Annotated in this window: 15 protein-coding genes and 1 tRNA gene; 7 read left to right on the top strand and 9 right to left on the bottom strand. The window is 52.1% G+C overall.

What is annotated here, in order from left to right; translation table 11 throughout:
* Nucleotides 1-3 precede the first annotated feature (3 nt).
* The 4 genes from B1C80_RS14200 (at nt 4) to B1C80_RS14185 (ending at nt 7,985) form a co-directional block, all read left to right on the top strand.
* The gene (locus B1C80_RS14200; protein WP_077921839.1) at nt 4-3,153 is read left to right on the top strand and encodes a PVC-type heme-binding CxxCH protein; all 3,150 of its coding nucleotides are present in this window, start codon (nt 4-6) and stop codon (nt 3,151-3,153) included.
* Nucleotides 3,154-3,171: 18 nt separating this feature from the next.
* Nucleotides 3,172-4,134, top strand: a complete 963-nt coding sequence (locus tag B1C80_RS14195) for a ThuA domain-containing protein (protein WP_236648783.1) — start codon at nt 3,172-3,174, stop codon at nt 4,132-4,134.
* Between the two features lie 20 nt (nt 4,135-4,154).
* Nucleotides 4,155-6,443, top strand: a complete 2,289-nt coding sequence (locus B1C80_RS28425; protein WP_161492766.1) for a glycoside hydrolase family 88 protein — start codon at nt 4,155-4,157, stop codon at nt 6,441-6,443.
* 81 nt (nt 6,444-6,524) lie between these two features.
* Entirely contained in the window at nt 6,525-7,985 is a 1,461-nt protein-coding gene (locus tag B1C80_RS14185) for a hypothetical protein (RefSeq protein WP_139361657.1), read from the top strand.
* 688 nt (nt 7,986-8,673) lie between these two features.
* Here the strand turns inward: B1C80_RS14185 and B1C80_RS14180 are convergent.
* Nucleotides 8,674-9,993 (bottom strand): TolC family protein, encoded by a 1,320-nt coding sequence (locus B1C80_RS14180; RefSeq protein WP_077921836.1) that lies wholly within the window; start codon nt 9,991-9,993, stop codon nt 8,674-8,676.
* Between the two features lie 121 nt (nt 9,994-10,114).
* Here B1C80_RS14180 and B1C80_RS14175 point away from each other — a divergent pair, with 121 nt between their 5' ends.
* Complete coding sequence (locus B1C80_RS14175; RefSeq protein ID WP_077921835.1) at nt 10,115-10,501, top strand: GxxExxY protein; 387 nt, start codon at nt 10,115-10,117, stop codon at nt 10,499-10,501.
* Nucleotides 10,502-10,587: 86 nt separating this feature from the next.
* Here the strand turns inward: B1C80_RS14175 and B1C80_RS14170 are convergent, their stop codons facing one another.
* The 7 genes from B1C80_RS14170 to B1C80_RS14135 all read right to left on the bottom strand — a co-directional run bounded on the left by B1C80_RS14170 (nt 10,588) and on the right by B1C80_RS14135 (nt 19,005).
* Nucleotides 10,588-11,721, bottom strand: coding sequence for an ABC transporter permease (locus B1C80_RS14170; RefSeq protein WP_129601333.1), 1,134 nt, complete (start codon nt 11,719-11,721; stop codon nt 10,588-10,590).
* Between the two features lie 147 nt (nt 11,722-11,868).
* The gene (locus B1C80_RS14165) at nt 11,869-12,789 is read right to left on the bottom strand and encodes an HlyD family secretion protein (RefSeq protein WP_077921833.1); all 921 of its coding nucleotides are present in this window, start codon (nt 12,787-12,789) and stop codon (nt 11,869-11,871) included.
* A 49-nt stretch (nt 12,790-12,838) separates the two neighbouring features.
* Nucleotides 12,839-13,519 carry an ABC transporter ATP-binding protein gene (locus B1C80_RS14160; RefSeq protein WP_077921832.1) on the bottom strand — a complete coding sequence of 227 codons (681 nt, stop codon included), beginning with the start codon at nt 13,517-13,519 and terminating at the stop codon, nt 12,839-12,841.
* Nucleotides 13,520-13,542: 23 nt separating this feature from the next.
* On the bottom strand, nt 13,543-14,379 hold the full coding sequence (locus B1C80_RS14155) for a DUF4249 domain-containing protein (RefSeq protein ID WP_161492765.1): 837 nt from the start codon (nt 14,377-14,379) through the stop codon (nt 13,543-13,545).
* 149 nt (nt 14,380-14,528) lie between these two features.
* Nucleotides 14,529-16,859: a TonB-dependent receptor domain-containing protein gene (locus tag B1C80_RS14150; RefSeq protein WP_129601330.1), complete on the bottom strand. Its 2,331-nt coding sequence runs from the start codon at nt 16,857-16,859 to the stop codon at nt 14,529-14,531.
* 328 nt (nt 16,860-17,187) lie between these two features.
* The gene (locus tag B1C80_RS14140; RefSeq protein WP_077921829.1) at nt 17,188-17,922 is read right to left on the bottom strand and encodes a LytTR family DNA-binding domain-containing protein; all 735 of its coding nucleotides are present in this window, start codon (nt 17,920-17,922) and stop codon (nt 17,188-17,190) included.
* Nucleotides 17,923-17,943: 21 nt separating this feature from the next.
* The gene (locus tag B1C80_RS14135; protein ID WP_077921828.1) at nt 17,944-19,005 is read right to left on the bottom strand and encodes a sensor histidine kinase; all 1,062 of its coding nucleotides are present in this window, start codon (nt 19,003-19,005) and stop codon (nt 17,944-17,946) included.
* A gap of 470 nt (nt 19,006-19,475) precedes the next feature.
* Here B1C80_RS14135 and B1C80_RS14130 point away from each other — a divergent pair, with 470 nt between their 5' ends.
* The gene (locus B1C80_RS14130) at nt 19,476-20,720 is read left to right on the top strand and encodes an SGNH/GDSL hydrolase family protein (RefSeq protein ID WP_077921827.1); all 1,245 of its coding nucleotides are present in this window, start codon (nt 19,476-19,478) and stop codon (nt 20,718-20,720) included.
* Between the two features lie 14 nt (nt 20,721-20,734).
* On the top strand, nt 20,735-20,869 hold the full coding sequence (locus B1C80_RS28880; protein ID WP_255376574.1) for a hypothetical protein: 135 nt from the start codon (nt 20,735-20,737) through the stop codon (nt 20,867-20,869).
* A gap of 352 nt (nt 20,870-21,221) precedes the next feature.
* Here B1C80_RS28880 and B1C80_RS14125 read toward each other — a convergent pair.
* A tRNA-Glu gene (locus B1C80_RS14125) sits at nt 21,222-21,293 on the bottom strand.
* Between the last annotated feature and the right edge of the window lie 8 nt (nt 21,294-21,301).

The following is a 21,301-nucleotide window of genomic DNA, read 5'->3' as shown; positions in this document are numbered from 1 at the left end:
ACCATGAAGAAAATAATACTAAACCGATCACTGGCCCAGGCGGTCATTATTGGGGCATTTGTTGCGTTCATCAGCAGTTCGTTTCAACCGGTTCTGGAGCGAAAAATTGAGCTAACGAAAGACGCCCACATTGCCCTGATTGGCAATAATCTTGGGTCCCGCCTGATGAACTATGGGACGTTCGACACCGAACTACACCTCCGCTTTCCTAAACAGCAACTCTTTATCCGGAACCTGTGTGACGGGGGCGATACACCGGGTTTCCGGCCTCATTCGGCCCGCAATGACCCCTGGGCGTTTGCCGGGGCCGAGAAATTTCAAAAGGAATACGCCGAACCATCCGACAGTGAAGGGAATTTCCCCAAACCGGACGAATGGCTGACGAATCTGAAAACCGATGTTGTCATTGCGTTCTTTGGGTATAGCGAGTCGTTTGCGGGCGTAAAAGGTCTTCCGGCGTTCAAGGCCGAGCTGGAGGCCTTTGTGGTGCATACCCTGGCTCAGCAATACAACGGGAAAAGTGCCCCCCAACTGGCCCTGGTATCGCCTATTGCATTTCAGGATCTATCCAAAAAATACGACCTGCCCAACGGGATCAATGAAAACCGCAACCTGGCCCTCTATACCCAGGCCATGGCCGACATTGCCGCCAAACATAAGGTGCTCTTTCTGGATGTTTTCACACCGACAAAGCAATGGTTCGCTACCGGCGAAGAACTCACCATCGACGGGTGTCAGCTGACGGAAAAAGGATACCAGAAACTGACGCCCCTGCTGGTGGATGGCCTGTTTGCCGCCCCTGCTGCTCCTGTTGATGAAAGCCGCCGACAGCCGTTGCGGCAGGCCGTTCTGGAAAAGGATTACTGCTGGCACAACGATTATAAAATCCCGAATGGCGTACACATTTACGGGCGCCGTTACAAACCATTCGGCCCCGACAATTACCCCGACGAACTGGAAAAGCTGCGGCAAATGACCGCCAATCGGGATACGCTCATTTGGTCTGTTGCTAACGGCAAACCCTATGATCTGGCCAAAGCCGATGCCCGGACAAAGGTTTTGAAACCGATAGAGACCAATTATAAACTGGGCGAGTCCATGCGCTACCTCTATGGACAAGAGGCCCTCGACAAGTTTACCATAGCACCCGGTTTCAACATCGACCTGTTTGCCTCCGAAAAAGAGTTCCCCGATTTGGCCAACCCCTCGCAGCTGGCCTTCGATGACAAGGGGCGACTTTGGGTGGCCGTGATGCCGACCTACCCGCATTACCGACCCGGCGACCCGCTGCCCAACGACAAGTTGCTGATTCTGGAAGATACCGACGGCGATTTTAAAGCCGATAAGCAAACCGTTTTTGCCGATAAACTGCACCTGCCCACCGGGTTTGAACTGGCTCCCGAAGGCGTATATATAGCCCAGGGAACGAACCTCAAACTATATACCGACACCAACGGCGACGACAGGGCGGATAAGGTGGAAATACTGCTGAGCGGATTCGATGATCACGATTCGCACCATGTCATTCACGCTTTCTGTGCCGACCCGTCGGGGGCAATTTATATGGGGGAAGGTATCTTCCTCCACTCGAATGTCGAAACTCCCTACGGCACGGTGCGGGCCACGCATGGCGGATTTATGCGCTACAACCCAAACCAGAAGAAACTGGAGCGCATCGCCCAGATTCCCGTCACAAACCCCTGGGGAACGGCTTTCGATGCCTGGGGGCAGGGGTTTGTCGAGGCCACCTCCAACCCCAACGTCTACTGGCTGAATCCAGGTACGTTGAAGCCCATTTATGGGTACTCGTCCCCACCCGGCAAAAACCTGATTGAGGAACAGCACCGGGTTCGGCCAACCTCCGGCCTGGAGTTCGTCTCAAGTCGCCACTTTCCCGACGAGATTCAGGGCGATTTGCTCCTCAACAATACGATTGGTTTTTTGGGGACCAAAATGCACCAAATTGTGGACGATGGCACCGGTTTCAAGGCAAAGCACCGGATGGACCTGCTGCGTTCCAGCGATCCCAACTTCCGGCCGGTCGACATGGAATTTGCTCCCGATGGGTCGCTGTATCTGGCCGACTGGCACAACGTCTTGATCGGCCACATGCAGCATAACGCCCGTGACCCGCTCCGCGACCACGTTCATGGCCGAATTTACCGGATTACCTACCCATCCAGACCGTTGGTAACCCCCGCACACGTAGCGGGAGCCCGCATCGAGGAGTTGCTGGATAACCTGAAACTGCCCGAATACCGAACCCGCTACCGGTCTAAACGGGCACTGAGAAGCCTGGATAAAAACGAGGTCTACAGCAAACTTCAGCGGTGGGTAAGGCAGCTTAACCCGGCCGATAAAGCCTACGAGCATCATCGGCTGGAAGCCCTTTGGGTGAGCTGGGGCATCAATAAACTGGATGCAACCTTACTGCGTGCCTTGCTACAGTCGCCCGATGCGCGGGTACGGGCGGCCGCTGTGCATGTGGCTCGGTTTACGGGGTCGCAGCTCCCCAATCAGCCGCAGGTGTTTGTTCAGGCGTCTACCGATAAAAATGGCCGGGTACGCATGGAAGCCCTGGCCGCAAGTACCTGGCTGGATAAAGCCACAGCCGCTGTAATCCAGCAGCATGTAGCAAAACGGCCCATGGACGACTGGCTGAGAATCACCTACAACTACATCAAAAAGCCGTCGAAAGACATCAAGGATTCTAACCTCCAGAAAAAGGTCGACAAAACCAGCCCGCTGTTCGCGAAAGGCGAAGCCCTTTATAACCGGGAGGGCTACTGCGTAACCTGTCATCAGCCCGATGGGGCGGGCCTCGAATCGTCCGGGTTTCCCCCGCTTGCCAGGAGCAGCTGGGTGACCGGCAACACCGACCGGCTGATAAAACTGGTCATGCACGGACTGTATGGCCCCATAGATGTCAACGGGAAAAAGTACCCCGGCAACGTACCCATGACCCCTTACGGCGGGATGATGACGGATGAAGAACTGGCTGCGGTACTGAATTACGTCCGCAATTCGTTTGGCAATGTTGCCCCTAACTTAATCACCCCCGAAAAAGTGAAAACGATACGCGAAGAAACCAAAACCAGGAAGGGCTTTTACACTCCCCAGGAGTTGCTGAACCAACACCCAAACGAAGGATAACCTGCTGAAATGAGCCATATGACCATGATACGAGTAACCTTACTGACTGTGACCCTGCTGCTGTTAGGCGTCATCGCTACCGTTGCACAGTCCAAAAAACCGCATATTGTCTTTGTCATTGGCGACGAAGAATATCGCTCCGAAGAGTCGATGCCCATGCTGGGGCAACTAGTACACCGCGAGCTGGGAGCCCGGATAAGCCTTTGCTACCCACTGGACGACAAGGGTGTGATCAACCCCAATATTAACAACAATATTGGGGGGCTGGAAGCCTTGAAAACGGCTGATTTGATGGTGATTTTTGCCCGCTGGCGCGAACTCCCGAAAGAGCAGGCAAAGTGGATAACGGACTACGCCGAAAGTGGCAAGCCTATGGTTGGCTTTCGGACGGCAACCCACACGTTTATGTACAAAACCGACTCCTCGATGGCTTATCTCAATAACTATTGGCCAGCTAGCGTCTTTGGCCAACAGTGGATTGTGCATCACGGGCATTTCGACGATGGGAAAAACCCGCTGACATCGGTGTACGTAAAACCCGGCAGCAGTACGCCCATACTGAACGGATTTCAACCCTTTCAGGCCTATTCGTGGCTCTATCATGTTGACGGTGGCGACTGGAAACTGAACGGCGACTGCGTACCTTTCCTGGAAGGGAAATCGCTGAAGTCGAAACATGAAATGGAGGGGAAACTAGACAAATTCCCGATTACCCAGCCCGTTGCCTGGACCAAAAGTTACACGGGGAAACGGGGGAAAACCGCGCGGGTGTTCTTTACAACGCTTGGCCATCCGTACGATTTCAAAGACGTCTCTATGCGAAAACTGGCCCTGAACGGCATCTATTGGGCACTGGGTCTCGAAAAGCGAATCCCCAAAAATGGCGTGAATGCCACCTTTGTAGAGCCCTATGAACCCAATAATTCAGGCTTCGGCGAACGGTTTAAACCGAATCGACGACCTTTGGTCATTAAAAACTAAACCTCGATTGGCGTTTCACAATGAGCCGGATTTTCAAGCAACGGGCAACCATTTACGGTCTACTACTATTTTTTGCTACGCGGATAGTAGCCGGGCAATCTGTTTCACAAACTCAACCGGCTCAATACCTCATCCCGACCATTAGCGGCACGGGGGTAGTCAATGAGTTTAATCGCCTGAGCAGCATTCATATGTCGGGTAAAGGCATTACGCTCCAAACCGACGATACGGCAAGCTACATCCTGTTGCGCTGGAAAGGTGTACGGGCCAACACCTTGGACAACACGCCCCGTTTCAGACTCTGTCTGGTGTCGGGGCAGCGGACGTTCCAGTACCTTGAGGTGCTGAGCGCCGACAATCGACCCATCGGCACCATGGATTTGTCTATTTCGGCGTCCTTTCAACTGATCGAATTCCTGATTCCAAAAGAGAAACTGAAAACCGTTTTAGACAGTGGCCTGAAAATCCGTTGCCGGGGCAAAGGAAATCCCGTCACCTTCTTTATTCCCTCGGCCGACATTCCACCGGCTTTTTACCCACACCTGCTCGTACCGGGTCAAGTACCCGCCAAAGACGAATTCATCCGGCAGATGGCCTCCCGCAGCAGTCTGACCAATTATGGCTGGCAGGAAGGCTGCGTGCTGGACGGTCTGGCGGCTTTATCCGCGAATTTGCCGCCCAACAACGCCTGTCGGCAAGCCCTGAACGACCACCTTAAACTCATTTTCGAGAAAGGACAAGCACCCGAGATGGATGGCAGTATCGAGGCTACGCTTTGTATTGCTCAATTGGCCCTGAGCAACCCACGGCACCCCGAAATAGAGAAGGCACTGGCGTTCTGGACGAAAAAAGAAGACCCCGAAGGCGGTATTATTGATGGAAGTCAGACAGCCGCCGAAGGAAATTATACCGTAGGCTGGCCCCTGGCCGTACTCGCCAACCAACTCAACCGCCCGGACCTGGCCGAAAAATCGATCACCCAACTGCGTTTGCGCCGTGACCGACTGGTTGATGAACAGGGTGCCATCTGGCTTCGGCATTACAAAAACGGCAGCCCGCAACGTACCTACAAACTATGGTCGCGGGGTGTGGCCTGGTATGTGTTAGGGCTCGCCAAAAGCCTGGATGCCTTACCCAGCCCACCAGCCGATTTGATTACCGAATTACAACGTACCGCCCGATTTTTACTGCCTTACCAAACCGAAGAGGGACTTTGGCGGGTCTTTGCCGACGATCCGCAAACCGCCCCCGAAACCTCTGGCACGGCGGGTATCGGGGCCGCGCTAGCCATCGGGGTACGCCGGGGCTGGCTGGGAGCCGATGCCGACCGGGCGGCCCGAAAAGCACTCAACGCCCTCTATGGGCGACTCACGCCCGACGGCTTTCTGACCGCCGTGGCCCACTCCAACATGAAAGAGGGCGGAGAGACGTTCCAGCGAAAAACGAAAGGCACCATCCTCCAGTTTGGCATGGGCATGATGGCGCAACTGGTTGCCGAACTAGACGCACACGATGCAAGAACCCGGCGGCTGAACCAACTCAACGCCACCAAAAACCTGGTAGCCCTCTGGGACTTCAACGAGCCCGAAGGCCAACCCAGAAAAGCCCTTGGGCAGCCAGCATTTGCCCTGACTGAACAAAACGGAACACTACCCCGCCTGCCCGAGGGGCCACTGTCGGGCTACTCGACCCGGTTTGGCAACAAAGCCTACCTCTCGCTGCCCCATACCGAAACCGGAAAACTCAACATCCACGGCAAGAAGCAGGGCGTAACGGTGCTGGCCTGGGTCAAGTGGACGGGTGAACAAACCGGTTTTGTGGGCGGCATGTGGAACGAATATCAGAACGGCGGCAAACGCCAGTACGGCTTATTCGTCTCTCTGCCGTATTACAACGGCCGCAATCAGGTGTGTGGCCATATCTCCCGGACGGGCAAACCCACGCCCCCCTTCCCCTATTCCATCGACTACTCGGCCAGTAAGCAGGAAGTCCCGACTAACGAGTGGGTTTGTGTGGCCTTCACCTACGACGGAAACGAGATTCGCTCGTATTTGAATGGGGTGTTTGAGCAGCGAGCCCCCGAATTGATCAACAACACCAAAGGCTTTGCGGGATACCCCGATGGACTTACCCAATCCAAAAATCCTTACGCCTATCCTGACGGCATGGGCAATAATGGTTCGGATTTCACGGTGGGAGCGGTTCTGTTAAAAAGCGGAATGGGTAACTTTTTCAAGGGGCAAATTGGTGGTCTGGCCGTGTTCGACCGGGCGCTGAGCGAGAGAGAGTTAAAGCAATTGGCTATATGAAACTAACAGATTAGTTAGGAAACATTTCATAATTCGATCATTGATGCTGGTTAAATAATCCGTACCCACATAGCAACCGTAATGAAAATCAGCCCTCTCCCCATTTTTCTTCTTTTGTTTGTGATGTCGATTTGTTCGTTGTCGGCGCAATCTAAAAAAACCAGTACGGCTGACCGGGTTGGTTTTACCGATGCCGCTTCGTTCGGTTTTTCGCCATCCGCCACAGGTTTGGAAAACGCCCTGGCCTTGCAAAAAGCCGTCGATCTGGGCGGCACCATTATCGTGAGCCAGCCAGGTACGTATAAACTGGGTGGTACGGTTTATCTGGGCAGCCATACCTCGCTGGTGTTTGGCGATGGGGTATTTATCAAGAAGGTAAACGAGAAGGAAGATTTTTCGCACGTTTTTATCAACAAAGGGGCCGCGACCAAAACCTACAACGAGCACATCACCGTCGACGGATTACAGATCATTGTCAACGGAATGGATGTCCGGAAGTTCAACGAAGCCTACGGCCTGCACGGGCAGTTGGCCTTCTTTTATGTAAAAGACCTCCGCATCAATCGGTTTCGGTGCCTCGACCTGGGCAAAGCGCAATATGGCATTCACATCTGCACGTTCGAAGATGTCATTATCGACGACGTGATTATCAAAGGTGAAAAAGATGGTGTGCACTTCGGTCGGGGGAAACGGTTTACCGTCCGGAATGGGGTTTTCCAAACCTTCGACGATGCCATTGCCCTCAATGCCCACGATTATGCCACGGGAAACCCCGAACTGGGCTGGATCGAAAACGGGGTAATTGAAAATTGCCATGACCTGAACGCCGAAAACACCACCGGGTATTTTTGCCGGATCCTGGCAGGAGCCTGGACAGACTGGAAAGAAGGAATGGCCGTTCAACAATCGGATGCGGTCGTTTCTAACGGAAAACTGTACCGCGTACAGGCGAAACCGGACGGCACAATATATACCTCGAAAACACGACCTACTCACGAGAAAGGGAGTCAAGTGCTCGATGGCATAAATTGGGGGGTGGTGCAGAACGACATCACCTACACCGCAGGTGTTCGCAATGTGATGTTCAGGAACATTTTTTTAGAAAAACCTCGTATCGGGCTTTCTATTCACTTCGATAACGATAAATACAGCCGCTCGTACTATCCGGGCGCAGCCATACCACTGCAAGAGCAACTGAGCTTCGATAACGTGCGGGTGCTGCACAACAAACCGATCCCCTTTTTATCGATAGCCACACCCGTCGATCTGGTCACCATCAGTAATTCGAGCATCCGAAACAACACCATCAAATTTGTGAGCAACAAAGCCATGACCGACTACCTCAAAACGAGTATTACTATCTACGGATGCTCGTTCCATAACGATGGTGAGTTTGAACTGATAACTAATGGGGTTGCCGGAAAGAAAATTCATGTCAAGACTTTTGGAAACACTGAATTAAGCGACAAGTTTTCGGCAAAAGTGAATGCAGGGAACGGGCAAATAATAATAGATTCCGATCTAACGGGACTCAAAAAATAGAGGTAGATATGACGATGAATCTCTTGCCTCTACTTGTTTTTTATCCGTCGTTCAGCTGAGTTTTGCCCTGAATACGTACCAGCCCGCCTGGTAATCAATTGACTCCCGACCTGTCCCAGCCTGGTCTGAAGCGGTCAGGTTTGGGCTCTTCAGACCAGGCTGGCGGGTCTACTGGCAATTGCGGTAGCCTTGTAAACAGTTTCACAAAGCATAAAAGCAGCCTTAACGAATCCGATTCAAACGCTACGGACCGACGTGATTTACACGAATAATCGGGTAGTCGTTTCCCTTTGTTTGCAGTAAGCAGGGTGTTGTACGCCGTTGTTTCATGCACTTCCTGAAAAGAGAGCAAATACTGGCTAAATGGACCGGAATAAGGTTTAGCCAGGAGAGCAAGCTGAGCCATAATTAGAAGAAAGCCCCAGCAGGGAACGGCGGCAGATCTGAAGACGATGACCAATTGGCCCGCATTCAGAACCCGATGTATGTACAATACTTCCTGAAAAAGATGTTGAAGTTGGCCTGACTGTATAAAAAAGGTTGACTGCCAAACCAGGACATGACGTCTGTTTAACCGACTCATCTCCAAGGTTCTCGCTCAGCATTGATAGTAGCAAAATGGTCCACACAAAATCTGAACGAGTCAACCCGGTGCCGGTTAGTAACAACGTCAGCTACAAAGAAAAGATCAGTAAAGGCCTGTTGCTTTTTCATAGTTTAGTTTCGCTACCAAATAGGCATAAGCCGCTTCGATGTGGTTTTGCTCGGCCGCTCGCAACGATCGTTCGGTATCCAGTATCGTGCTGTACAGCGTTACCCCAAGCCGGTACTTATCCTGCTGGATTTGGTATAGCTGTTTCGACAACGCCAAACTGGCTTTAGTGGCGCGTAGGTTCTGGGTAGCGTTGGTCAGATCGGTCTGGTTTTTACGGATTTCGTAGGTAATGTCGGCTTCGGTTTGCCGCAGGGTCAAGGCCGTTTGCTGCAACCGGAGCTGATAGTCAAGCAGGCTGGTCCGTTTCCTGAATTGCGCCGATAGCGGTACGTTCAGTTTCAGGCCCACGTAGTTAAAATTGCTCCAGGCATCGCGGGTATAGTTAAGGCTGTTATCCTGAAACTGCGTCGAATAGTTAGCGTAGAATGACAACCCCGGCTTTAGCCCATCGCGGATTTTCTGGCTGTTTAGCCCGTATTGTTCCTGCTGAAGATATAACTGCCGAATTTCAGAGCGTTGCCCGTAACTGCTCAGTGCCGGAAGCTGGTAATCGGTTAAAGCATCAGGGTCAAGCCGGTCGGTCAGTTCCAGAGCCGTGTCGCCGGGCAGGTTAAGGCGGTAACGCAGATTGTCGAGTGCCAACTGGTAATTCTGCGTTGCCTTCCGGGCGTCAATGTCGGCGTTCTGGGCGTCGAGTTTAGCCTGTAGATAGTCCGATTCAAGCAACGTACCCGCTTTGTATCGTCCTTCGGCGATGGCCAAATAAGCGGTATATCGCTGCTGATCGGCCTGGGCCAGGTCGCACTGTAGTTCCTTGAGCAACACGTTCAGGTACGTTTCGGCAATCTGTACTCTCAGGCTGGTTTGTTGCTGGTTATGCTGCTCTTTCTTAATCGCCAGACTATTCAGAGCCAGTTTCGCGTCGGTTTTCAGTTCTGGTTTATAAATCGGCTGGGTCAGGTCGAGGGCGAAAAACGTGTTGTTGCGTGTGCCGAAAGCCAGCCGCTGCGATTCGGTTACGCCCGGAAACGCCCCCGCCGGTATGACGGTCGTTTGCAACTGGGTGTTGTAGCGCACATTACCCGACAAATTAAGCTCCGGCATCCAGTCGAGACGCCGTTGTTGCACCGTGTTTTCGGCCAGGCTGATGTTCGTTCGATTCGCTTGCGCATCGTAGCGGTTGGTTAGCCCAATGGTGAGGGCATCCTGTAAACGTAGCCGGGTTTGGGCGTGACTGATAGTTGCAAGGAGGCTACTGGCTATGATGATCCATTTTTTGGTTTTCAGTGCCATATTGAACGCTGATTTTTATGATTCTTATGATTAATCATGATCGATCATAAAAATCATAATGATCTGTGTGCCAACTGGAACGCTGATTTTATGATTCGTATGATTTTCATCCGTAACTGACATGAACAGCAACTACCAGCATTCAGACCTCACCGACCAGATTCTTAAATCGTTTTACAAAGTCTACAATACCCTGGGCTACGGTTTTCTTGAGAAAGTCTATGAAAACGCCATGCATATCGAGTTGACCAAAATGGGTATGTCGTGCGTGAGGCAGCAACCGATCGACGTGTTTTACGATGGGCAGAAAGTGGGGCTGTACTACGCCGATCTAGTGATCAACGGGTTCGTTATTGTTGAATTGAAAGCGGCCGAAGGTCTGGTGCCTGAACATGAAGCGCAACTCACCAACTACCTCCGGGCAACCAATATCGAAGTGGGGTTATTGCTCAATTTCGGCCGTACGCCCCAGCATAAGCGTAAAGTGTTTAGCAACAACAGGAAGTGATTTTATGGAACGCTGATTTTTATGATTCTTATGATTAATTATGATAGATCATAACGATCATAAAAATCAGCGTTCCATCAAGCTAGCTACATCCTGAAGATCTGCACGGGTTCGAGTCGGGTGATTTTCCGGAGCGCGATCAGGCTGCTGACTACGCTGATCAATAGCGTAACACCCACCAGCGCCCCGATGAGCCAACCGGGGTAATTCACTTCCATGACGCCCCCCGCCATTGCCTGCCGAGTAAGCATCAGCAGGCCATAGGCGATGCCGAACCCCAGCACAGCATAAAGCACCGCCTGTGTCAGAATGAGCCGTCGGATCAGGCCGTTGCTGCCGCCGATCGCCTTTATGGTGCCGTAATCCCGGATGCGGTCGTTGACTGAGGCATAGAGGGTAAGCCCCACAATGATGAACCCGGCTACCAGCGCAAACATGACCATCATGCCGAAACTGACGGCTACGTTGCTGGTGGCCAGCATAAACCGGAGTGTATCGCCCCCTAGCTCCCGACCCAATACCGCCCGTATAGTGCCCATTTCAGTCATAATCCGGGTAGCCACCTCCTGACGTGTGGCCTGAGTGGTATCAACTGCAACGAGGTAGGCATTGACAAAATCGGTGCTTTGGCCGCTCAGCTTACGGGCTCGTTCGAGGGTGGTAATGGCATACGACGAGCCAAACCCTGTCATGCCAATTGACAACCCACTGACGTAAACGCGCTGGTCGTTGATCGTGAAATGGTCGCCTACCTGAATGCTGTCCATGGTAGGAATAGCACTGCGATCCAGAATGACGGCGCCTTCATTCATCAGGTCGTCGAGGTTGGTGCCGGGTGCGTATCGGGTGGCTGCGCCAACGTACCTGGGTGGCTGTACGCCAATAAGCTGAAACGTAAGGGCTGATTTAGACCCGTTGGGCGATTTGGCCGAACCCGATGCCAACACCAACGGATAAACCCGCTGCACTCCCGGAATGGACTGTAATTGCCGGCCCACGCGCACGTCGATGGCCTGTAGCTGCATCGCCGACTGCGTTTTTTGGCTGATCACCCACACATAGTCGCTATATTTGAGGGCAAGTCCCTGCACGTTTTCGGTCATGTTGGTGAAGATGCCTAACTGCATCCCGATCAGCACAACCGACATGATGATTCCCGCCAGAATACCCAACATTTTGCTGGTATCGTAAGTGATGAATCTGTAAGCTGTCTGTAGCATGATGATGATTTTATGGAACACAGATCATTATGATTTTTATAATTAATCATAACAGATCATAACGATCATAAGAATCAGCGTTCCAGTTGGCACACAGATCATTGTGATTTTTATGATCGATCATGATTAATCATAAGAATCAGCGTTCTATTGACTTAGATAGATAGTACAATCGACACGGCCATTGATGAGCACCGACGCATCGGGGTTGAGACGGATACGTACCTCACGTACCCGCCGGTCTTCCTGCGAGGTTTCATCGGCGAAGAGCGACTTTCTCTTCAGAAAATCGGCGGTGAAGTAGACCACGCCCGACCCGATGCGCTTCCCCGTTGCCTGCGAGAAAACATCGGCTTTTTGCCCAATTTTGACCCGTTCGGCAAAGAGTTCGTCTACCTCGGTGCGGGCGATCAACCTACCGGCGGGGGCTAGTTGGGCCACAGCGGTAGCAGCCGTCACATAGTCGCCAACAGCCACTTTCCATTCGAGCAGCTTGCCGGTGTAGGGCGATTTTACCGTTTTCTGGACAGCCACGGTGGCGTAATAAGCAACGTCGGCGTTTAGCTCGGTGATTTTAGCGGTGGTCTGTTTCAGGTCAGTCAATCCCTTCTGATAATCCTGTTGGGCTTTGGCTGCGTTCACTTCACTTTCGCGCAGGGTCTGCCCGGTAACTCCTTTTACGGCCAGCAGTTTCTGGTTCAACTCATAATCGGCCTGTGCTTTGTCGGCCAGAATTTTCAGGCCAGCAATACTGGCTTCCTGTGCCGCAATGGCCGCCCGCTGCGTACCGATTTTGGCTCTGGCTTGCGTCACCTGCGCCTGATCTGTCGAGGAGTCGATGATCAGTATCGGCTCTCCTTTCGTTGCCAGCGCATTTTCGGCCACGGGCAGGCTAGTTATGCGCCCCGACGCACCGGCGCTCACCTCGATCAGGCCCTGCTCAGGTTCGATCCGGGCAATGCCAACCACCTGACTAATGGGTTTGACCGAGGCTACGTTCGGCGTCTCCTTTTTGGTACAACTGGCGAAAACAGCAAAACTCAAGAGCAAATAGGGGAACGTCTTCATGTTTTTTCGTGGTCGATTAGCGGAACATAAATCGGAATGGCCCCATACATCAGCGTTCCAGGGTTATGGGCCTGGCAATGCCGTTGTTAACTTCGATAACGCGGTCGGCATAGGCGCTCAGGCGTGGGTCGTGCGTCACAACGGCCACCGCCTTACCCGCCCGGGATAGTAACCGTAGTTCATCCATCACAATGTCGACGCTCTCTTTGTCGAGCGAGGCCGTGGGCTCGTCGCACAGCACCAGTTTCGGGTTGGTAACCAGTGCCCGCGCAATGGCGATGCGCTGCTGCTGCCCACCCGAAAGCTGTTTGGGGGATTTTCGGCGGTGGTCGGTCATGTTCACTTTGGCGAGTGCCTCGGCCGTTCGGCGTTTGATGTCAACGCTCGGTAGCCGTTGCATCTGAAGTGGAAACGCCACGTTTTCCTCGGCTGTCAGCGGAGCCAACAGGTTGAACTGCTGAAACACGAATCCAACCAGATTCAGGCGGGCGTCGGCCATTTGCTTCGCCGACATCTCGCGGACCGATTGCCCTTGCAGCCAGACGTCACCTTCGGTTGGATCGATCAGGCAACCAATCAGCGAGAGTAGGGTTGTCTTTCCCGAACCTGATGGTCCTATAATCAAGAGCAGTTCAGCCTCGTTGATGACCAGCGTAGTTTTGTCCAGCGCCGTAAACACACCCGCTGGGGTCTCGTAAATTTTGTTGGCTTCTTTCAGTTCGGCAATCATACGTCGGGGTCGTTTTGGCTGGGTCAGTTTACCGTCGTGGTGCGGGTTGTGATGGCCGACCCAAAGAAGTACCCGACCGCCTTTTTGCCGTTGGCGTCGGTATTGACGATGTTCGTGCGGACGTTGGCGGGTGGGTTAGCAAACAGGCCGCCGTTGTTGGTTTGCTGTTGCAGTTCGTTCAGAAACAGATAGGCATCGTTGGTCAGCGAAGCCAGCACCAGCACCGCCCGGTCGCCTTTCTCGAACTTTTCGGGCGTGGTCAGTACATCCTTCACCGTTTGGCCGTCGTTGTAGATATCCTGCACGAAGCTCAGGTTGAAGGGTTTATTCAGCAGTTTGGCTGCTTCGCTACCGGTGCCCTGATACAGTTTGGCCCGGAAATTATCGCCTACGCCCTTCGGATCGGTGTAGTTATAGCGAATGAGGTAGCCGCTGCTGGTCGTGCCCGGCACAATGTCCCGATACTCGGCATACACCGAATCGATGGGTGTAGGACGTCTGATTTCAGTCGTCGCCTTATAGGTCCCGAATCGGGTATTTCCGATGGTCAGCGTGTAGCTGTTGCCTACCCGGCCCCGAAGGTTGCGGGTCTGATACGTACCTGGCGATGTCTCGCGGAGGGTATCTACCTTTCCCTGACTGTCGGCCAGCAACACCGTAGCTCCGCGAACGGCGGGTGGCGCATCGGAACCGAAGGCGTAGACTGTTTCGGTGAGCTTTATGGTATACGGGCCGGGTTGATCGGTGATCTCGCCATCGACAGCCAGTTGTGTTTCGCCCCCCTCTACATCCACGTCGATAGTGTCGGTGCAGGCGGTTAGAGAGAGGAGTAATGCACTGAATAGCAGTAGTTTTTTCATCTTTTTAGGTCTTATTGAACGCTGATTTTTATGATTCTTATGATCGATCATGATTAATCGTAATGATCTGCGTGCCAATCAGAACGCTGATTCGTATGATGATCATGATTCATCATAAAAATCATAATGATCTGTGTTCCAATCGCCAGTTAAAAATGGAAGTTGTAAGTAGCTGATGGGATGACGGAGCCGAAGATGGATAGCCGCGTGGCGTTGGTTTGGCTGGGGTTGTCTTCGTCTTGCTGGAAATACACCGAGAACGCATTCCGGCGGTTATACGCATTGTAGAGCGAGAACGTCCAGTCGCCACGTCGGGGCCGTCCGTCGGCGCGTGGGTTTGGGTGGAGCGTGGCCGAGAGGTCGAGCCGGTGATAGGCCGGTACGCGGTAATTGTTGCGGGCATTGTCGCTGCGCTGCGGAACCGCAATATCCTGCACGTAGTACTTGCTGCTCGGAAAAGTGGTGGCCACGCCCGTCTGGTAGGTAAAGTTGGCCGAGAGCGTCCACTTTTTCGAGGCTTCGTAGATACCCACGATCGACAGGTTATGGGTGCGGTCGTATTTGGCCCGATACCATTCGTTGTTGTTGATTCCGTCGATCTGCCTTTCCGTTCGGGAGAGCGTGTAACTCAGCCAGCCATTGATGCGCCCGGCGTTTTTCTTGACATATACCTCCATGCCATAGGCCCGGCCCTGCCCGTAGAGCAAATCCCCTTCGAGGTGTTTGTTGAGCCGGGTATTGGCCCCGTCGATGTAGTCGACCTGATTGGTGAGCGTCTTGTAATACCCTTCAACGGAAGCTTCGTAGCGGTTGTCGCCGAAGTTTTTGAAGTAACCCAGCGCCACCTGATCGGCCAGTTCGGGTTTGGTGTTGTTGGTGGTGGGCCACCAGATATCGAGCGGGCTGCCGGCGGTGGTGTTCGAGATCAGGTGAACATACTGGGCCGTGCGGTTGTAGCTAGCCTTGATCGAACTGTTGGCGTTGAGTTGGTAGCGGAGCGATAAACGGGGTTCCAGGTTAGCGTAGGTCGAAATGGTCTGGTCATCGCCATACGACTGCTCGTTCATGGGCTGTTTGCGCTGCCCGTTGGTGCCGGTGTACTGATAGGTGGTATACGGCCCCAGAAAATTCCATGCCGATAGCCTAAAGCCATACTGTGCGGTCAGTTTTGGGCTGATCGTCTGCTCGTTATCCAGGTACGCTGCGTACTCGATGGCGTTCTGATCAGCGAGCGAGTTACCACTACCCAACGGCGACGACCCGCTGCCCGACACTTCGCCCGGACTGAACTGATAGCTGGTGGCTGCCGCCCCAAACGAGATCGTGTTTTTGGCGTTGAGGTAATACGTGTGGTCAGCCTTGAGGTTGTAATTCTTGATGTCGTAGGCCCAGTTGAACTCGCCCCCGTTGCTGAAATTCAGGTTGTAGGTGTACTTGCTGTAGGCGAAGGTGTAGTTGGCAAATAGCTTCGGCGTGTACACGTGGTTCCAGCGTAACGTACCTGTGGCATTACCCCAGTTCAGGCCGAACACGCTGCCAAAACCGAAGTTGTCTTTCCCGAAATAACCCGACGCGTAAAGGGTATTATTCTGATTGATGGTGTAGTTCCATTTGGCAGTTAAGTCGTAGAAGTACAGGCTATTTTCTCTTAGCGTGGGGGACGCCTTCAGGAACAGATCGGCGTAACTTCGCCGGCCGGAAATGATAAACGAACTTTTGTCCTTAACAATGGGGCCCTCCAGCGTCAGCCGACTCGATACCAGCCCGATGCCGCCGTTGACCGAGAATTTTTTGGCGTTGCCTTCCTTGAGCCGAACATCAAGCACCGACGATAGTCGACCGCCATACTGGGCCGGAATCCCCCCTTTGAACAGTTTTACATCCTTAACGGCATCGGGGTTAAAGACTGAATAGAAGCCGAACAGATGCGAAGCGTTGTAGACATTGGCTTCGTCCTGAATAATCAGGTTCTGATCGGCCGCTCCGCCCCGCACGTTGAAACCCACACCCCCTTCGCCCACTGATGCCACACCAGGCAGCGACATCAGGCTGCGCACCACGTCTACCTCACCGAGCAGCGCCGGAATGGATTTAATGGTCTTGATGTCGAGCCGGTTCACGCTCATGCCCACCTGTTGCACGTTGTCCTGCGCGCGAGTCTGGGAAACTACCACTTCCTGGAGCTCTTTCGACTCGTCGCGCAACTGAACGTCGAGCTTTTGGCTGGCCGAAACAGTCAGGGACATGATCTGGGGGCTGTACCCCACATAACTGATGGTGACCGTTACCGGGCCGGGTGGTAAGCTAAGCGAATAGAAACCATAGGCGTTGGTGGTTACGCCGACAGTACCGGCTGCGCCTTTGGCATAGACGGTTACGCCAATCAGCGATTCGCCGTTCTGCGCATCGCGGATGGTACCGCTAAGGGTAAATTTAACTTGCCCTAACGCTCCGTCTGTCAGACAGCAGAGCAAAGCCATCAGGCTTAGAATAAAGATACTTCTGTGGCTCATTATCCGCATTTCATTTGTGTTTTTCACCTTGAATGGCACAAATAAAACGACTGATTTTCAGCGATTTTATCCCCTGAAATGAGTGTGTCGAAGCATATGGATATGTGTAGAGATTCAGGCCGGGAGTGTAGACGTTCAGCCCGGTTACTTCTGGTCCGTCAGTGGATGGAGCGACACCAACGAACTGGAAGATGGGTACCAGGATCATGAACCGTTGGATTGCGCCCTTCCCCGTCCTGAGTTCGGACATCGCTTTTTACATAAAGGGTCAGCCAAGGCCAACAGATAGCTGTTCTTACTCGCCCCGGTAGCGAGCCAGAAAGTCATCAGCGTAGCGGCTGCCGATCGGAATTTCCAGCGTACCTGACGGTTTACCAGTGGCTGAGGAATTCAGCACTAGTTTGGATTTATGAAATGAACTGATGCGGGTCAACGGCACAATATAAGACTGATGCACTCGGCAGAATTGCGTCGGATCCAGTCTACTCTCAATCGCTTTCATGTTGAGCCGGGTCAGAATTGGCCGGTTGGGCTGAGAAGCGAGAAAAAGCTTAACGTAGTCCTTCAACCCTTCGATATACAGAATATCATGGTGGTAAACCTTAATTTCCTTGTATTCTGAATAAATGAAAAAGTACGTATCGGCAGGTATGGTGTCGGCTTTACGGCGTTGCTGAAAGGTGTCAACAGCCTTATTACAGGCTTTAAACAACCGCTCGAACCGGATAGGCTTCATCAGGTAATCAACTACATCGAGTTCGTAACCTTCCAGGGCGTACTGCTCATAGGCAGTGGTGAAGATCACCAGCGGAGGATTGGAAAGTGTGCGTAAAAACTGGGTGCCTAACAACGTCGGCATCTGAATGTCCAGGAACAGGAGATCAACGAGGCCCTGCTGAATCAGATCAACGGCTTTAATGGGATTGGTGAACGTACCTACCAGATCCAGGGTGGGAATTTTCCGGAGGTCGTCGGCCAGAATATTCAGTCCTAAAGGTTCGTCATCGATGGCAATCGTATGCAGTGCCATGGGCGCGGGATTTATGAGTAGTTAAGCTGGGAAGTGGATAGTTAGATCCACACAAAACAGGCCGTTTTGCGAATAAATCCTCAGTTCGTGCTGGTCGGGATAATGCAGAGCCAGTCGCCTTTCAACATTTTGAATGCCAATGCCAGAATCGGTAGAAGAAAGTTCGTTGGTCAGGATTCGGTTGCGCGTCTCAAATGTCAGCAGGTCGTTCTGAAAGGTCAACCTGATAGTCACGGGCGATTCCTCTTCGGGGTGCACGCCGTGTTTGAACGCATTTTCGACCAGGTGAATAAACAGCAACGGTTCAATAAGTACGTTCCGGTCGGTGGTCTCAACCACAAATGTCAGTTGGTTATTCGCGGTCAGGCGCATGGCCTGAAGCTCTACATAATGCTGTAGATAATCGATCTCCCTGGCCAGCGTCACCGGTCCGTTATCTACCTGGTAGATCATGTAACGCATCATGTCTGACAGCCGCAGAATGGCGTCTTCCGTGTCATCTGATTTTTGACGGGCCAGCCACCGCAAATTGTTGAGTGTATTGAACAGAAAATGCGGACTAATCTGGAGTTTGAGGGAGGTCAGTTCGGCTTCCTGTTTTTCAATAACCATCTGCTGTCCGGTAGCCTTGTACTGATTGCGGTCGTTATAAATGGCCAACCCACTGCTCACGCTGGTTAGCAGTAACAGCGACAGAAACGAAACAAGCAGGATCGGGGTCGGGATAGCGAACCAGGCATCGGTTTGAGCCAGTAACGATCGGGCAAATTGATTATGCCTGGACAGCATCGATAGTTCATTCAACAGGTAGTTATTCGCGTAGAGCCAGTCGGTAACAAGCATGAGCCCCATCAGCCCAACTAATGCCAGACCAAACCGCATAAGCCGTTGGTTAACGAGAATGTCGGGGGTAAGTATGTACAGATTCGTGTAAAAGAAAGCAATACTCAGCAGGTCATTGATGATCTTGAGGCCGAATATTTTTACTATATCAGTTATAGGAATCGACCCCGGCACCGTCAGCAACAAAAAAGGCAGGGTAATGTAAATGCACCAGGCGGTTGCCTGAAACAGAATCCACAAACGTTCGAGCCGTTGCTGCTGTTGTGGCCGTTCATAAAAAGAAAACGCTACCAATGCTATCTATTAAATATAGTGAATTTTACGCCAGTGAGTACAGAGTCATTTACCTTTCCAATCGCTATGCCGATCAGATGGTAACCTGGTCTTGAGACACGATAAACATAGTCAGTTTCAGCCCGTATATCTATAAGATGTAGATATCTGGGTAAATGTGCAGACATTCACCGGCTTAGCAACTGAATAGACCATTTATGAGTAGCCATCTGATTCAAGCTGGTATAAGTAGTTACGTTACTTAAGATCGTTTGATGACACGAATTTTATTCAGATTATCGTAAAAAAGAAAGTGAAAAACCTAAAAACACGGCCTGCTTCCTCCATGCCCGAAGGGCTGGAAAGCGGCATCTCGCTACCCGACATGGCTGATTTCCTGGCTTTTATTAAGGGGACGAAGTAGTCACGCAAAAATCATGATTGAACGCTCGTTATCAGTACTCGTAAGCTTGTTGCTCACGTTGTCGGCAACCGCCCAAACAGACAGTCTGACCCCGGTGGTAGAAGCGACCTATCGGGCCGGATTGCCTAATTTTTTCCATAAGATTCAGAGCGGGCAAACCAGTAAGGTGGCCTATTTGGGGGGCAGTATTACCCGTGCCGACCAGGGTTGGCGCGATCAGACAGTTAGCTGGCTAAAAGACCAGTACCCCCACGCTAAATTCGAACAAATCATGGCGGCCATTGGCGGCACAGGTTCCGACTTTGGGGCCTATCGCCTTCGGCAGCACGTACTTCAGCACAAGCCCGATCTTGTCTTTGTCGAGTTTGCCGTGAACGACCACGGCAAAACAGCGCAGCAGGTGAAAGCCTCTATGGAAGGTATTGTGCGACAAATCTGGAAGGCTGATCGCCACACAGATATCTGCTTTGTATATACGTTTCAGAAAGTTCAATTGCCCTTTTATCAGAACAAGACGTTTCCGGTTTCTGCTTCGGCCATGGAAACGATTGCCGATCAGTACCAGATTCCATCCATTTGCATGGCCTTGCCAGCTATACAATTGATTGAGGCCGGTAAAATGGTAATTCAGGGAAAGGCCAGCGAACAGCCTGACAAGATCGTGTTTTCGGGCGACGGCGTTCACCCCTACGTTGAAACAGGGCATAAACTTTACGCCGAAACCGTTGAACGGCATTTGCTGCGGATGGAGCCGAACAGCAAGGTGCAAAAGCATCCGTTGCCGAAAAGCCTGATCAGCGATAATTTGCAGAACGTAGCGCTACTGACAGTCGACAAGCTTGAAAAAAGCAAAGGCTGGCATCTGGTCGATTCGGTCGTGACTGGCAAACCCTATGCCTCATTAATGCCTCCTGTGTATGCATCAGCCGATACGGCCGATTATATCACTATCTCTTTCCGGGGTAATACACTGGGCCTGGTAGATGTGATCGGGCCGGGAACCGGACAGATTGTTGTCCGGGTTGACAACGACCCGCCCCGCTACATCAATCGGTTTGATGAGTATTGTACCTATTACCGCATGAGTTACACACTCATTTCGGGCCTATCCGACGGCAAACACACCGCTTCCATTCGGGTGTCGCCAACTAAACTGGACAAAGCGTCCATTTTAGCAAAACGGAACAACAAAATCACCAGCCCTCAGCTCTATGAGAAACAGGCCTTTTATATCGGAGCTTTTCTGGTCAGGGAGTGAGTCAGCCTTTTGTCATGACGCAAAACAATTCTTCCCATCGGCTCCCTATACTGACCACGCTATACGTCCTGAAAACGGTGTTGCTGTTTGTGCTGGTGATCACGGGCGGCTGGTTGCTCCGCTCCGACAAGCCCGGCCGACGCAGATAGATTTGCTTCACCCCCATCAGAATCAGACCGCCAGGCGCAACGAATCACTGGTAAATACGTTCCAGGCAAACGTTAAGTCACTTTCTACGATGGGTTTTACAAACTACCTGACTTAAATGGGGGAAAATACGGAGTACCAAAAAGCCGCACTGGAGGTAAACCAGGGAGGCTTTTTGTTATATGCAGATGAGCCGATGTGATCACAAAATGTAAAAACAGTTTAACCAGTAGGGCGATTCATCTACTATACGTAGTATATGCTAATAAGTCATGTAGTGAACACAGACTGAGGAAACAAAAAAAGCCTGATTGCTCAGGCTTTTTTGCTTACAATAATCATTGTAAATGTTAGTGACCGATACGGGAATCGAACCCGTGTTACCGCCGTGAAAGGGCGATGTCCTAACCGCTAGACGAATCGGCCGTCTTTGT

Source organism: Spirosoma sp. 209 (assembly GCF_002006735.1).
In the GTDB taxonomy this organism is placed as follows: domain Bacteria; phylum Bacteroidota; class Bacteroidia; order Cytophagales; family Spirosomataceae; genus Spirosoma; species Spirosoma sordidisoli.
This window is presented reverse-complemented; position numbering and strand designations above follow the sequence as displayed.